12 protein-coding genes are annotated in these 14,308 nt (G+C 60.3%); 10 read left to right on the forward strand and 2 right to left on the reverse strand.

The window, feature by feature from the left end; all coding sequences use genetic code 11:
* The first annotated feature begins 2 nt into the window (after positions 1 to 2).
* The 10 genes from rlmN (at position 3) to C9422_RS20275 (ending at position 11,154) form a co-directional block, all read left to right on the forward strand.
* A complete protein-coding gene (gene rlmN / locus C9422_RS20225; RefSeq protein WP_015093627.1) occupies positions 3 to 1,151 on the forward strand; it encodes a 23S rRNA (adenine(2503)-C(2))-methyltransferase RlmN in 1,149 nt (382 codons plus the stop codon).
* 12 nt (positions 1,152 to 1,163) lie between these two features.
* Positions 1,164 to 1,922: a type IV pilus biogenesis/stability protein PilW gene (pilW, locus tag C9422_RS20230; protein ID WP_116581899.1), complete on the forward strand. Its 759-nt coding sequence runs from the start codon at positions 1,164 to 1,166 to the stop codon at positions 1,920 to 1,922.
* A complete protein-coding gene (locus C9422_RS20235; protein ID WP_116581900.1) occupies positions 1,922 to 2,962 on the forward strand; it encodes a RodZ family helix-turn-helix domain-containing protein in 1,041 nt (346 codons plus the stop codon). The genes pilW and C9422_RS20235 overlap by 1 nt, the downstream gene beginning before the upstream one ends.
* A gap of 3 nt (positions 2,963 to 2,965) precedes the next feature.
* Entirely contained in the window at positions 2,966 to 4,075 is a 1,110-nt protein-coding gene (gene ispG / locus C9422_RS20240; protein ID WP_003185136.1) for a flavodoxin-dependent (E)-4-hydroxy-3-methylbut-2-enyl-diphosphate synthase, read from the forward strand.
* Between the two features lie 37 nt (positions 4,076 to 4,112).
* Positions 4,113 to 5,402, forward strand: a complete 1,290-nt coding sequence (gene hisS, locus C9422_RS20245) for a histidine--tRNA ligase (RefSeq protein WP_007973994.1) — start codon at positions 4,113 to 4,115, stop codon at positions 5,400 to 5,402.
* Between the two features lie 41 nt (positions 5,403 to 5,443).
* Positions 5,444 to 6,085: a tetratricopeptide repeat protein gene (locus tag C9422_RS20250; RefSeq protein WP_007973992.1), complete on the forward strand. Its 642-nt coding sequence runs from the start codon at positions 5,444 to 5,446 to the stop codon at positions 6,083 to 6,085.
* Positions 6,078 to 7,229 (forward strand): outer membrane protein assembly factor BamB, encoded by a 1,152-nt coding sequence (gene bamB, locus C9422_RS20255; RefSeq protein ID WP_104450782.1) that lies wholly within the window; start codon positions 6,078 to 6,080, stop codon positions 7,227 to 7,229. Before C9422_RS20250 ends, bamB begins: the two co-directional genes overlap by 8 nt.
* Positions 7,230 to 7,461: 232 nt before the next feature.
* Positions 7,462 to 8,934: a ribosome biogenesis GTPase Der gene (der, locus tag C9422_RS20260; protein WP_007973987.1), complete on the forward strand. Its 1,473-nt coding sequence runs from the start codon at positions 7,462 to 7,464 to the stop codon at positions 8,932 to 8,934.
* A 292-nt stretch (positions 8,935 to 9,226) separates the two neighbouring features.
* Positions 9,227 to 10,375, forward strand: a complete 1,149-nt coding sequence (locus C9422_RS20270; protein WP_116581901.1) for a pyridoxal phosphate-dependent aminotransferase — start codon at positions 9,227 to 9,229, stop codon at positions 10,373 to 10,375.
* Positions 10,363 to 11,154, forward strand: a complete 792-nt coding sequence (locus C9422_RS20275; protein ID WP_116581992.1) for an amidohydrolase — start codon at positions 10,363 to 10,365, stop codon at positions 11,152 to 11,154. Before C9422_RS20270 ends, C9422_RS20275 begins: the two co-directional genes overlap by 13 nt.
* A 193-nt stretch (positions 11,155 to 11,347) precedes the next feature.
* On the opposite strand, the gene leuA is transcribed toward C9422_RS20275, so the two are convergent.
* Positions 11,348 to 13,027 (reverse strand): 2-isopropylmalate synthase, encoded by a 1,680-nt coding sequence (gene leuA / locus C9422_RS20280; RefSeq protein WP_116581902.1) that lies wholly within the window; start codon positions 13,025 to 13,027, stop codon positions 11,348 to 11,350.
* A gap of 459 nt (positions 13,028 to 13,486) precedes the next feature.
* Positions 13,487 to 14,308, reverse strand: coding sequence for a M23 family metallopeptidase (locus tag C9422_RS20290; protein ID WP_102699114.1), 822 nt, complete (start codon positions 14,306 to 14,308; stop codon positions 13,487 to 13,489).

Below are 14,308 nucleotides of genomic sequence, written 5' to 3' on the forward strand. Positions count from 1 at the left end.
CCATGACTACATCGACTGTAAAAACTAACCTGCTGGGTCTGACTCAACAGGAAATGGAAAAATTCTTCGACTCAATCGGGGAGAAGCGTTTCCGTGCCGGTCAGGTAATGAAATGGATTCACCACTTTGGTGTCGATGATTTCGATGCCATGACGAACGTCAGCAAGGCCTTGCGCGAAAAGCTCAAGGCTGTTGCTGAGGTCCGTGGTCCGGAAGTGGTCAGCGAGGACATCTCCAGCGACGGCACCCGCAAGTGGGTGGTGCGCGTGGCGTCCGGCAGCTGCGTCGAGACCGTGTACATTCCCCAGGGCAAACGCGGCACCTTGTGCGTTTCGTCCCAGGCAGGCTGTGCCCTGGATTGCAGTTTCTGCTCCACCGGCAAGCAAGGCTTCAACAGCAACCTCACCGCCGCCGAAGTCATCGGCCAGGTGTGGATTGCCAACAAATCCTTTGGCAGCGTCCCGGCAACCGTCGACCGTGCCATCACCAACGTGGTGATGATGGGCATGGGTGAGCCGCTGCTGAACTTCGACAACGTCGTCGCGGCCATGCATCTGATGATGGACGACCTGGGCTACGGCATTTCCAAGCGTCGCGTGACCCTGTCGACCTCCGGCGTGGTACCGATGATCGATGAGCTGTCCAAGCACATCGACGTCTCCCTGGCGTTGTCCCTGCACGCACCGAATGACGCATTGCGTAACCAATTGGTGCCGATCAACAAGAAGTATCCGCTTAAGATGCTGCTCGAGTCGTGCCAGCGCTACATGTCGTCCCTGGGCGAAAAGCGTGTGCTGACCATCGAGTACACCTTGCTCAAGGACGTCAACGACAAGCTTGAGCACGCCGTGGAAATGATCGAGCTGCTCAAGAACATCCCGTGCAAGATCAACCTGATCCCGTTCAACCCGTTCCCGCATTCCGGGTACGAGCGTCCGAGCAACAACGCCATTCGTCGTTTCCAGGATCAGCTTCATCATGCCGGTTTCAACGTCACCGTCCGCACCACCCGTGGTGAAGACATCGACGCCGCCTGTGGTCAATTGGTAGGGCAGGTGCTGGATCGCACCCGTCGCAGCGAACGTTATATCGCCGTGCGTGAATTGAACGCCGACAGCGATGTTGCTTCGAGCACTGCGAACAACAATTAAGAGAGGATCTCTATGTCCCTGCGCTTTGCGCTGCTTTTGCTGTTGGCCAGCCTGTGTGCTGGCTGCGTGCTTTCGGGTGATTACAACCCGATGAAGACCAGCAAGGGCCGTGATCAAGCGCGTGAGGCATACGTGCAGCTCGGTATCGGGTATTTGCAACAAGGCATGACCGAGCGCGCGAAGGTTCCGCTGAGAAAAGCCCTGGAACTCGATGGCTCCGACCCGGATGCCAATGCGGCGCTGGGGCTGGTGTTCCAGGCCGAGATGGAGCCGGAGCTGGCCGACGAGCATTTTCGCAAGGCACTGTCTTCCCGTCCGGGCGACGCACGAAACCTCAATAATTACGGCAGTTTTCTTTTCGAGCAGAAACGTTACAAGGAAGCCTACGAGCGCTTTGAACAAGCCGCTGCCGATACGCTGTACCCTGAGCGTTCGCGGGTGTTCGAGAACCTGGGCATGACCGCTGCGATGCTCGGCCAGCGTGATCTGGCCCAGCAGCAACTGGAAAAAGCCCTGCGCCTGAACCGGCAACAACCTCGTGCATTGCTGGAAATGGCTGAGTTGTCTTACGAAGACAGGCATTATGTGCCCGCGCGAGATTATTACGACCGTTTCAGCCAGCTCTCCGAGCAAAATGCACGTAGTCTATTGCTCGGCGTTCGGCTGGCAAAAGTGTTCGAAGATCGCGACAAGGCTGCAAGTAAAGGCCTGCAACTAAAAAGACTCTATCCCGGTACGCCGGAATATCAGCAATACCTGTCGGAGCAATGATGAAAGCGGCGCATCCCGAAGTTGTAGCAGCGAATCGCGTTAACCCTGGTGAGACTTTGCGCCAGGCCCGCGAAAGCAATGGCTGGTCGCTGGCCGAAGTGGCCCTCAAGCTCAACCTCACCACTACTTCCTTGAGCAATCTGGAAGCCGGCGCGTTCGACAAGCTGCCCGGGCATACCTTTGCCCGTGGTTACATTCGCGCCTATGCCAAGTTGCTCGGCATGGACCAGGCCGTTCTGGTCCAGCAATTCGATCAATCCACCGGCACCGACTCCCAGGGCAGCAATGTTCACAGCCTGGGTCGTATTGAAGAGCCGGTGCGGGTTTCCCACACCATTTTGCGAATCGTCAGCCTGCTGTTGCTGGTCGCGGTGATCGGGGGCGGTTTCGTCTGGTGGCAGGATCAGACCTCGATGCGCACCAAGGACCTGATCGGTCTGGCACCAGAACACGTAGAAGTCGAAGGTGCCGACGGTACCACTCAGATTCATCCGCTGGATGAGCCGGAAGACCAGGCCGTCGCGGAAGGTCAGACCGAAGGCGGCACGGCTCTCGCGCTGCCACAGGCCGAGGCTCCGGCTGAAGCACCGGAACAGGCTCAAGTGACTGCACCAGTTGCCCCGGCAGCGCCGACCACGCCAGCGGCTCCTGCGCACACTACCGCGCCCGTTGTCGCAGCGCCGGTGGCCCCGGCAACTCCGGCCCCGGCAGCGCCTGCCGCCCCGGTCCCTGCGGTGACTGCACCGGTAGCCGCTGCGGCTCCTGCTCCAGCGGCATCCGCAGCCGCACCTGTGGCCGGTCAGGGCCAGGTTCAGGTGCAGTTCACCTCCGATTGCTGGACACAAGTGACCGACGGTAGCGGCAAGGTGCTGTTCAGCGGTCTCAAACGCAAAGGCGACAGCCTGGCGGTCAATGGCAAACCACCGTTTTCCGTACGCCTGGGCTTTGCCCGGGGCGCTCAGGTCAGCTACAACGGCCAGCCAGTCGATGTCGCTCCGTTCACCAGTGGCGAGACTGCTCGCCTGAAGTTGGGTCAATAAGTCATGCACGGCGAATCTCCAATCAAACGTCGCGAATCCCGCAAGATCTGGGTCGGTAACGTGCCTGTTGGCGGCGATGCGCCTATCGCTGTGCAGAGCATGACCAACAGCGACACCAATGATGTCGCGGCCACGGTCGCACAAATCAATCGCCTGGAAGCGGCCGGCGTCGATATCGTGCGGGTTTCCGTACCGGACATGGACGCCGCCGAAGCCTTCGGCAAGATCAAGCAACTGGTCAAAGTCCCCCTGGTCGCCGACATCCACTTCGACTACCGCATCGCGTTGCGCGTCGCCGAACTGGGTGTCGATTGCCTGCGGATCAACCCGGGCAACATCGGTCGCGAAGACCGCGTGCGCGCGGTGGTCGATGCCGCCCGTGACCGCGGGATCCCGATCCGTATCGGCGTGAACGCCGGCTCCCTGGAAAAAGACCTGCAGAAGAAATACGGCGAGCCCACACCTGCTGCGCTGGTCGAGTCTGCCTTGCGTCACGTCGAGCACCTTGAACGCCTGAACTTCCAGGACTTCAAGGTCAGCGTGAAAGCCTCCGACGTGTTCATGGCCGTCGAAGCGTACCGCCTGCTGGCCAAGGAAATCGTCCAGCCACTGCACCTGGGCATCACCGAAGCCGGTGGTTTGCGTTCCGGCACGGTGAAATCTGCCGTCGGCCTCGGTATGCTGCTCGCCGAAGGGATTGGCGATACTATCCGCATCTCGTTGGCGGCCGACCCGGTCGAGGAAGTGAAAGTCGGCTACGACATTCTCAAATCCCTGCACCTGCGTTCCCGTGGCATCAACTTCATCGCCTGCCCGAGCTGCTCGCGGCAGAACTTCGATGTGGTCAAGACCATGAACGAGCTGGAAGGGCGCCTCGAGGATTTGCTGGTGCCGCTGGATGTCGCGGTCATCGGTTGCGTGGTCAACGGCCCGGGCGAAGCCAAGGAAGCCCATATCGGCTTGACCGGCGGCACGCCGAACCTGATTTACATCGACGGCAAGCCGTCGCAGAAACTGACGAATGACAATCTGGTGGATGAGCTTGAACGCTTGATCCGTCAGAAAGCGGCCGAAAAGGTCGAAGCTGACGCTGCCGTAATTGCGCGTGGCTGAACCTGACTGAAGAGCCGAACGAATTTAAGGATTTAAAGTGAGCAAGTCTCTGCAAGCCATTCGTGGCATGAACGACATCCTGCCCGAACAGACCCCCCTGTGGCGTCATTTCGAAGGCACCGTTTCGCGCCTGCTGGATAACTACGGTTACAAGCAGATCCGTATGCCGATCGTCGAGTTCACCGAGCTGTTCAAACGCTCCATCGGTGAAGTGACCGACATCGTCGAAAAAGAGATGTACACCTTCGACGACCGCAACGGCGACTCCCTGACCCTGCGCCCCGAAGGCACGGCGGCCTGCGTGCGTGCGGTGCTGGAGCACGGCATTACCGGTGGTGGCCAGGTTCAGAAACTCTGGTACATCGGCCCGATGTTCCGCCACGAGCGTCCGCAGAAAGGTCGTTATCGCCAGTTCCACCAGATCGGTGTCGAAGTGTTCAACCTCGACGGTCCGGACATCGACGCCGAACTGATCGTGCTGACCTGGCGCCTGTGGGGCGAACTGGGCATCCGCGATGCGGTAAAACTCGAGCTCAACAGCCTGGGTACCAGCGAATCCCGCGGTCGTTATCGCGAAGCGCTGGTCGAATACCTCTCGGCGCACATGGACAAGCTCGACGAAGACAGCCAGCGTCGCCTGAAAACCAACCCGCTGCGGGTTCTTGATACCAAGAACGCCGACACCCAGGCGGTATTGGTCGATGCGCCGAAGATGGCCGACTACCTCGACGAAGAATCCCGTGTGCATTTCGAGGGCCTCAAGGCTCGCCTGGATGCCGCCGGCATTCCTTACGTGATCAACCCGAAGCTGGTTCGCGGGCTGGATTACTACAGCAAGACCGTTTTCGAATGGGTCACCGACAAGCTCGGCGCCCAGGGCACCGTGTGTGCCGGTGGCCGTTACGACGGCCTGGTAGAGCAAATGGGCGGCAAGCCGACCGCTGGCGTGGGCTTTGCCATGGGCATCGAACGCCTGGTGCTGTTGCTGGAAACCCTGGAGCAGATTCCGGAGGAGATCTCCCGTCAGGTTGACGTCTACCTCTGCGCCTTCGGTGAAGCCGCCGAACTCGCCGGGCTGACCCTGGCAGAGCGCGTTCGTGACCAGTTGCCCAACCTGCGCCTGCAAGTGAATGCCGGCGCCGGCAGTTTCAAAAGCCAGTTCAAGAAGGCCGACAAGAGCGGTGCGCTGTACGCGCTGATCCTCGGTGACGACGAAATGGCCCAGCAAGTGGTAGGTTTCAAACCCCTGCGTGGCCAGGGCGAACAACAAAGCATTGCCTGGGATGCGCTTGCAGCGCACCTGGCCACCTGCGTCGTGCAGGGTTGAAGCTGTCTAAACAGCCGAATTAGCGATTAAGGAGTATTGGGGTGTCGAGTACCGAAGACGAACATGTGGCGGAATTGAAGGAATGGTGGTCACGCAACGGTAAGCCCCTGGTTACTGGCGGCCTGTTGGCGCTGGTCATCGTGTTCGGCTGGCAGGCGTTCCACAAGTATCAGAGCAATCAGTCGCAAGGCGCCTCGATTCTCTATCAGCAATTGCTCGAGACCACGCTGACACCTGACGGCAAGCCTGATGCGGCCCGTGTTTCGGACCTGGCCGGCAAGCTCAACAGCGAGTACGGCGGCAGCGCCTACGCGCAGTACGGCAGCCTGTTCGTGGCCAAGGTAGCGGTCGACAGCGGCAAGCTGGACGACGCCGCCACCGAACTCAAGGCCATCGTCGCCAAACCGGCCAACCCGGCGCTGGGCGAAATCGCCCGTCAGCGTCTGGCCCAGGTACTCGGCGCGCAGAACAAGGCCGACGAAGCACTGAAGTTGCTCGAAGGCGATGCCGACAAGGCATTCCTGGCCACTCGCGAAGAACTCAAGGGCGACCTGCTGGTGCAGTTGGGGCGTACCGACGAGGCGAGCGCGGCGTATCAAAAAGCCAAGGCGGCACTGTCGGATGAAGCGGCGGTCGGTGGCCTGCAAATCAAGCTGGACGACCTGGCCAAAGGGGATGCGTGACGTGATTCGTTGGAAACATGCAGCATTGCTGGCCTTGGCCATTTTGGCCGCGGGTTGCAGCAGCAACAGCAAAAAAGAACTGCCTCCGGCCGAACTGGTCGACTTCAAGGAAGAAGTGGTTCTGCACAAGCAGTGGAGTCGTTCGATCGGTGACGGTCAGGGCGAAACCTACAACATGCTGGTTCCGGCCATCGATGGCGATACCATCTATGCCGCCGACGTCACTGGCGTGTTGATGGCGATGGATCGCCACACGGGCGACGTCAAATGGAAGAAAGACCTCGAGCTGCCTGTTTCCGGTGCTGTCGGCGTTGGTTACGGTCTGGTCACGATCGGTACGATCAAGGGTGAAATCGTTGCCCTGGACGCGATCAACGGTGAAGAAAAATGGCGCGCTCGCGTGTCCAGCGAAGTGCTGGCACCGCCAGCCAACAACGGTGACGTTGTGGTGGTCCAGACTCAGGACGATCGCCTGATCGGCCTGGATGCCTCCACCGGTAATCGTCGCTGGATCTATGACAGCACGCCTGCGGTTCTGACCCTGCGGGGCACCAGCGCGCCGATCGTGACCAACCGCCTCGCGGTGGCTGGCCTGTCGACCGGTAAAGTGGTTGCCGTGGATATCTCCAACGGCGTACCCGTGTGGGAACAGCGCGTAGCGATCCCGCAAGGTCGTTCGGAGCTGGAGCGCGTGGTCGATATCGACGGTGGCTTGCTGCTGTCGGGCGAGACGCTGTATGTCGCCAGCTATCAGGGGCGCGTTGCCGCTCTGGACCTGCAAAGCGGCCGTCAGCTCTGGCAGCGTGATGCTTCCAGCTACGCCGGTGTCGCCCAGGGCTTTGGCACCGTTTATGTAAGCCTGTCTTCGGGTACCGTTGAAGGCGTCGACGAGCGTTCCACCACAGCCTTGTGGAGCAACGATTCGCTGGCCCGTCGTCAACTGTCGGCCCCGGAAGTGTTCTCCAGCTACGTTGCAGTCGGTGACCTGGAAGGTTACCTGCACCTGCTGAGTCAGGTGGACGGTCGATTCGTCGGCCGCGAGCGCATCGACAGCGACGGCCTGCGTGCCCGTCCGCTGGTGGTGGGTGACACGATTTATGTGTATGGCAACAGCGGCAAACTGGAAGCCCTGACCATCAAGTAACGACTATGCTTGGGTTTTAACCCCCAAGCGGCTTCACCGTTTGTAGGACTGTAGGAGCGAGCTTGCTCGCGATGGACGTTAACGATGACGTTGGCGGCCTGAATAAACGCGGTGTCTTGGCGTTTTTCGCGAGCAAGCTCGCTCCTACAAATGACAACGTGATTGCCCCGAGCACCAGCCGCTGCCTCGCAGCGGCTTTTGTATTTTCTGAAATAACGAAGTGGAGAGCCGCATGGTTCCCGTAATCGCCCTGGTGGGCCGACCGAACGTCGGCAAGTCCACCTTGTTCAACCGCCTGACCAGGACTCGTGACGCCATCGTCGGCGACTTGTCCGGTCTGACCCGTGATCGCCAGTACGGTGAGGCCAAATGGCAAGGGCGTTCCTACATTCTGATCGACACCGGCGGTATCTCCGGTGACGAGCACGGTATGGACGAAAAGATGGCCGAGCAGTCGCTGCTGGCCATCGAAGAAGCCGATGTCGTTCTGTTCCTGGTAGATGCCAAGGCCGGTTTTACCGCCGCCGACCAGATGATCGCCGAGCATTTGCGCAAACGTAACAAGCGTTCCCACGTGGTTGCCAACAAGGTCGACAACATCGACCCGGAAATGGCTCGCGCCGAATTCGCCCCGTTGGGCATGGGCCATGCGATCCCGATCGCCGGTGCCCACGGCCGTGGTATCACCCAGTTGCTGGAAGCGGCACTGAGTGAATTCCCGCGTGACGAAGACGAGCCGCAGGAAGGCGAAGAGGAAGAAGTCGTCGCCGAAGGCGAGGAAGCCAAGCGCATTCCTGGCCCAAGCGAAAAAGACGGGATCAAGATCGCGATCATCGGCCGTCCGAACGTCGGCAAGTCGACCCTGGTCAACCGCATGCTCGGTGAAGACCGGGTCATCGTCTACGACCAGCCTGGCACCACCCGCGACAGTATCTACATCCCGTTCGAGCGTAACGACGAGAAGTACACGCTGATCGACACCGCCGGTGTGCGCAAGCGCGGCAAGATTCACGAAGAAGTCGAAAAGTTCTCCGTGGTCAAAACCCTGCAGGCGATCAAAGACGCCAACGTGGTGATCTTCGTGATGGACGCCCGCGAAGGCGTGGTCGATCACGACCTCAACCTGCTGGGCTTCGCCATTGAATCGGGTCGTGCGCTGGTCATCGCGATCAACAAGTGGGACGGCATGACGCCGAGCGAGCGCGACTTCGTGAAGGTCGAGCTGCAACGTCGGCTGTTCTTCGTTGACTACGCCGATATCCACTTCATCTCGGCCTTGCACGGCACTGGCGTGGGCAACCTCTACGCGTCGGTACAGAACTCGTTCAAGTCCGCGGTTACCCGTTGGCCGACCAGCCGCCTGACCCAGATCCTCGAAGACGCGGTCAGCGAGCACCAGCCGCCGATGGTCAACAGCCGCCGGATCAAGCTGCGTTATGCCCACCTCGGTGGTGCAAACCCGCCAATCATCGTGATCCACGGCAACCAGATCGAGAAGGTGCCGAAGTCCTACGTGCGCTACCTGGAAAACACTTACCGCCGTGTCCTGAAGCTGGTCGGTACGCCGATCCGCATCGAGTTCAAGGGCGGCGAGAACCCGTACGAAGGCAACAAGAACACGCTCACCGACCGTCAGGTCAACAAGAAGCGTCGTTTGATGTCGCACCACAAGAAAGCCGACAAGAAGCGCCGCGACAAGCGCTGAGTCCAAGCCCTCACACTGTCTTGTGTGGGGGCTTGTTGTGGCGAGGGGGCTTGCCCCCGTTCGGTTGCGCAGCAGCCGCAATACCTGTACGTGCGGTCTGCCAGACACACCGAGAATGCAGGATTGGGGTCGCTTCGCGACCCAACGCGGGCAAGCCCGCTCGCCACAAGGTACGGTGTTGATCAATTGAAAAAGGGCGTCTTTAAGGCGCCCTTTTTCATGCCTGCCGTTTGGGCTATCCTCGGACTCCCCCGCGCCGCCGTAGAGCCGGGTGTAGAGCAGGGAACCACCGATGATCACCAGCAAGCTGCCGAATGTCGGCATCACCATCTTCACGCAGATGTCTCAGCTCGCGGCACAGACCGGCGCGCTCAATCTGTCCCAGGGCTTTCCCGATTTCGCGGCTCCGCAGGCCCTGTGCGATGCGGTCGGCCGGCATATCGCCAGTGGCCATAACCAGTATTCGCCGATGACCGGGTTGCCGGTGTTGCGTCAGCAGATTGCGGTGAAAGTCGCCCGCAGCTATGGCACGCAAGTGGATGCGGATACTGAAGTGACGGTCACCCCAGGCGCGACCGAAGCGATTTTCTGTGCCATTCAGGCGGTTATCCACAGCGGCGACGAAGTCATCGTGTTTGACCCGGCCTACGACAGCTACGAGCCCTCGGTAGAGCTGGCCGGCGGTCGTTGCGTGCATGTACAGCTGGGCTTGAACGATTTCAGTATCGACTTCGAGAAGCTTGCCCAGGCACTGAGCCCGCGCACGCGGATGATCATTCTCAACTCCCCGCACAACCCCAGTGGCGCATTGATCAGTCGTGCCGAACTCGATCAGTTGGCCGCCTTGATCCGCGATCGCGACATCTATCTGATCAGCGACGAAGTCTACGAACACCTGGTGTACGACGGGGTGCCCCATGTCAGCGTGCTGGCCCATGAAGAGCTGTATCAGCGTGCTTTCGTGGTCAGCTCGTTCGGCAAGACCTACCACGTCACCGGCTGGAAAACCGGCTACGTGGTCGCGCCGCCGGCCCTGACGGCGGAATTGCGCAAGGTGCACCAGTACGTCAATTTCTGCGGGGTGACTCCGCTGCAATACGCCTTGGCCGATTTCATGGCCGAACACCCGGAGCATGTCGAAGAGCTGCCGGACTTCTATCAGGCCAAGCGTGATCTGTTCTGCGATCTGCTGGCGCCGTCGCGTTTCAGTTTCACTCGGGTTTCCGGCACCTATTTCCAGTTGGTCGATTACTCGCAGATCCGCCCGGACCTCAATGATGTCGAGATGGCCCTGTGGATGACGCGCGAGCATGGTGTGGCCAGTATCCCGATCTCGGTGTTCTACCAGACACCGCCTGAAGGACAGCGCCTGGTGCGGTTGTGCTTTGCCAAGCGTGAGGAGACCCTGCGTGAAGCGGCGGAAAAACTATGCGTGATCTGAGTGCATTGCCGAACCTGACCGTGGCGCTGATCCAGACATCCCTGGCCTGGCACGACCGTCAGGCCAACCTGGAGCATTTCGAGCCATTGCTGGAGCAGGCTCGCGGCGCTGACCTGATCATTCTGCCGGAGATGTTCACCACCGGTTTTTCCATGGAGTCCGAGACCCTCGCAGAATCGGAGAACGGCCCCACCAGCAAGTGGCTGCGGGTTCAGGCGGCAAGACTTGATGCCGTGATTACCGGCAGCGTGATCATCCAGGCCGCCGACGGCAGCCATCGCAATCGCCTGTTGTGGGCACGCCCGGATGGCGAGGTGTTGCATTACGACAAGCGTCACCTGTTCCGCATGGCCGGTGAGCATAACCACTACACCCCGGGCGAGCGTCAGGTGCAGTTCGAGTTAAAGGGCTGGCGCGTGCGGCCGCTGATTTGCTACGACTTGCGCTTCCCGGTGTGGAGTCGTGACGCTCAGGACACGGATCTTCTGCTGTACACCGCGAACTGGCCGGGTGCGCGGCGTCAGCATTGGAACCGCCTGTTGCCGGCGCGAGCGATCGAGAACCTGTGCTATGTGGCGGCAGTCAATCGCGTTGGCACCGATGGCAAAGGCTTTGCCTATACCGGTGACAGCCAGGTGCTGGATTTCCAGGGCGAGACGTTGCTTAGTGCAGGGGAAGCGGATGGAGTGTTTCAGGTCGTTCTGAATGCTGCAGACCTTCAAGCTTATCGCACACGGTTTCCGGCGAATCTGGATGCCGATACCTTCGAGTTCACTTGAAATCTTCTCTGTCTGACCCGGCCCCTTCGCGGGCAAGCCCGCTCCCACATTGATCGCATTCTCATGGAATTACGCGGTCCCTGTGGGAGCGGGCTTGCCCGCGAAGGGGCCCTGACAGGCGCCTCAAAAATGGCAGGCAAACAAAAAGGCCCCGAGATTCTCACCCCGGGGCCTTTTGCATTGCAGCAAAGTCTTACGCCGCTTTCGCTTCCGGCTGGCTCAGCGATCGGTTCAGCGCGCTGAACAGGGCCTTGAAGCTGGCGGTGGTGATGTTTTCATCGATGCCGACGCCGTGCACCGCACGTTCGCCGTTCACGCGCAGTTCAATGTAGGCCGCGGCCTTGGCATTAGTGCCCGCGCCAATGGCGTGTTCGTTGTAGTCCATGATCTCCACCGGGATCGGCAGACCGGCCACCAGCGCCTCCAGGGCGCCGTTGCCCTTGCCGCGCCAGTGCAGGTTGGTCTCGCCCTGGCCCTTGCTGGCCACTTCCACTTCGACGGCGCTATGACCGTTTTCTTCCTGCAGGCGATGGCTGACCAGCGCGTACGGGGTGTTGGCCTGCAAGTACTCGCTGTGCAGCAGCGCGTGGATTTGCTGGGCGGTCATCTCAAGGCCCAGGCGGTCGGTTTCACGCTGCACGACCTGGCTGAATTCGATCTGCATGCGACGTGGCAGGCTGATGCCGTATTCCTGCTCCAGGAGGTAGGCGATGCCACCCTTGCCCGACTGGCTGTTGACGCGGATGACCGCCTCGTAGCTACGGCCGATGTCAGCCGGGTCGATCGGCAGGTACGGCACTTCCCACAACTCGTCCGGTTTCTGCTGGGCAAAGCCCTTGCGGATCGCATCCTGGTGCGAGCCGGAGAATGCGGTGTGCACCAGGTCGCCGACGTACGGGTGACGCGGGTGCACCTGGATCTGGTTGCACTCTTCGACGACTTTGCGCACGCCGTCGATGTCGGAGAAGTCCAGCTCAGGGTTCACACCCTGGGTGTAGAGGTTCAGGGCCACGGTCACCAGGTCGACGTTGCCGGTACGCTCGCCGTTGCCGAACAGGCAGCCTTCGACGCGGTCGGCGCCGGCCATCAGGCCCAGTTCGGTGGCGGCAACGCCGGTGCCACGGTCGTTGTGGGTGTGCAGGCTGATGATCACGCTGTCACGACGGTTGATGTGGCGGCCGAACCATTCGATCTGGTCGGCATAGATGTTCGGGGTCGCGCATTCGACGGTGGCCGGCAGGTTGAGGATCATCTTGTGCTCAGGCGTCGGGTTCCAGACTTCGATGACCGCGTCGCAGACTTCCTTGGCGAACTCCAGTTCGGTGGCGCTGAAGGTCTCCGGCGAGTATTCGAAGGTCCACTCGGTGTCCGGCTGCATGGCTGCGTATTTGACGAACAGCTTGGCGGCGTTCACGGCGATGGCCTTGATCCCGTCCTTGTCCTGGTTGAAGACAATGCGGCGGAAGGAAGGGGAGGTCGCGTTGTACAGGTGAACGATGGCTTTCTTCGCGCCGCGCAGGGATTCAAAGGTACGCTCGATCAGGTCTTCACGGCCCTGGGTCAGCACCTGAATGGTGGTGTCGTCCGGGATGTGGTTGCCTTCGATCAGGGTGCGAACGAAGTCGAAGTCGGTTTGCGAGGCGGCCGGGAACGATGCTTCGATTTCCTTCACGCCGACCTGCACCAGGGTTTTCCAGAAGCGCAGCTTCTTGACGGCGTCCATCGGCTCGATCAGCGACTGGTTGCCGTCGCGCAGGTCGGAACTGCACCAGATCGGCGCGGCGGTGATGGTTTTCGATGGCCAGGTGCGGTCCGGAATGTCGATGGTCGGGAACGCGCGGTATTTCGAAGACGGGTCTTTGAGCATGCTCATCGGGAAATCCTTATTGTGTGGGCCGAAAAAAGGCGGCCTGCCGGTGGATCAAAAGTTCTTGGATTGACGCTTGGGACGAGGCACCACGATTCAGCCCGGCAGTCGTGCACTGACAAGGCACAGGCTGCTGTGCTGGCGGAGCTGAATGAGGGTGTGAGAGGTTTTCATGCCTTCAACCCTAACCGCGGGGGGAAAGGATGGCAAGCAGTCGAAAAAAATTGAGAGGAATACTCGTGGGCGGGTATTTATCGAGATTTTATTGCTTCAAATGGTTGCGATGATCTTGTTTTTTGCGCGAGGTTCAGGCGGTGCGCAATTGGTGTGGGGCATGGCTGGACGACTTTCGGTGCCTGTGAAATTGCCATCGCGAGCAAGCTCGCTCCCACATTGGATCTGCGTGAACACGGACACTGTGGGAGCGAGCTTGCTCGCGATGGCGTCAGCTGCCTTACGCAATAATCAAGGTTGAAACGCACCAATGAAAATGGCCGGATCCACCCGCGCATCGTTCAGGCTGACGTTCCAGTGCATATGCGGTCCGGTCGCCCGACCAGTCGCCCCGACCTTGCCAACCACACCACCCCGGGCCAGTTGCTGCCCCACCTTAACGTCGATTTTCGACATATGGCAGAACATGCTGATAAAGCCCTGACCATGGTCGACGAACACCGTATTGCCATTGAAGAAGTAGTTGCCGATCAGGATCACCTTGCCCGCGGCCGGGGTCTTGATCGGCGTGCCGGCGCCCACCGCGAAATCCAGCCCCGAATGAGGATTACGCTCCTCACCGTTGAAGAAACGGCGCACGCCGAACTTGCTCGACAGCGGCCCGTTCACCGGTTTGTCCAGCAGCAGGTTGCTTGGCGTATTGGGGCTGAACGTGCGGTAAGCGGCAATCTGCTCGGCCAGTTCACGCTCGATGCGCTTGAGATTTTCCGGGTCCGGATTGACCTGCTGGGTGTTCTTCAGGGTGATGCGCTGTTCCGGGTATTTCTTGTTGCCAACCGTAAAGTTCAGATTGCGACCACCGCTGCTGATCGATTGGGCCCCCGGCTTGACCGTCAGCGGCACGCCAACGATGGCCAGCCAGTTGTTCTGCTCCTTCACGACCAGTACGGGTTTGCCTTGATAACTGGCTTTTGGCGCCTGGGCGGACGGGCCCAGATCCACCACCGCCACGCCGCCCGGCACCGGTTTGTTCAACAGGCGGGTGATATAGCTGTCGGCGTGGGCGTTGAAGGTCAGGAGCAGCAACAGCAATGGAGCCAGGAAACGCGGCAT

It is taken from the genome of Pseudomonas sp. B1(2018) (assembly GCF_003097365.1).
Classification (GTDB): Bacteria; Pseudomonadota; Gammaproteobacteria; order Pseudomonadales; family Pseudomonadaceae; genus Aquipseudomonas; species Aquipseudomonas laurylsulfatiphila.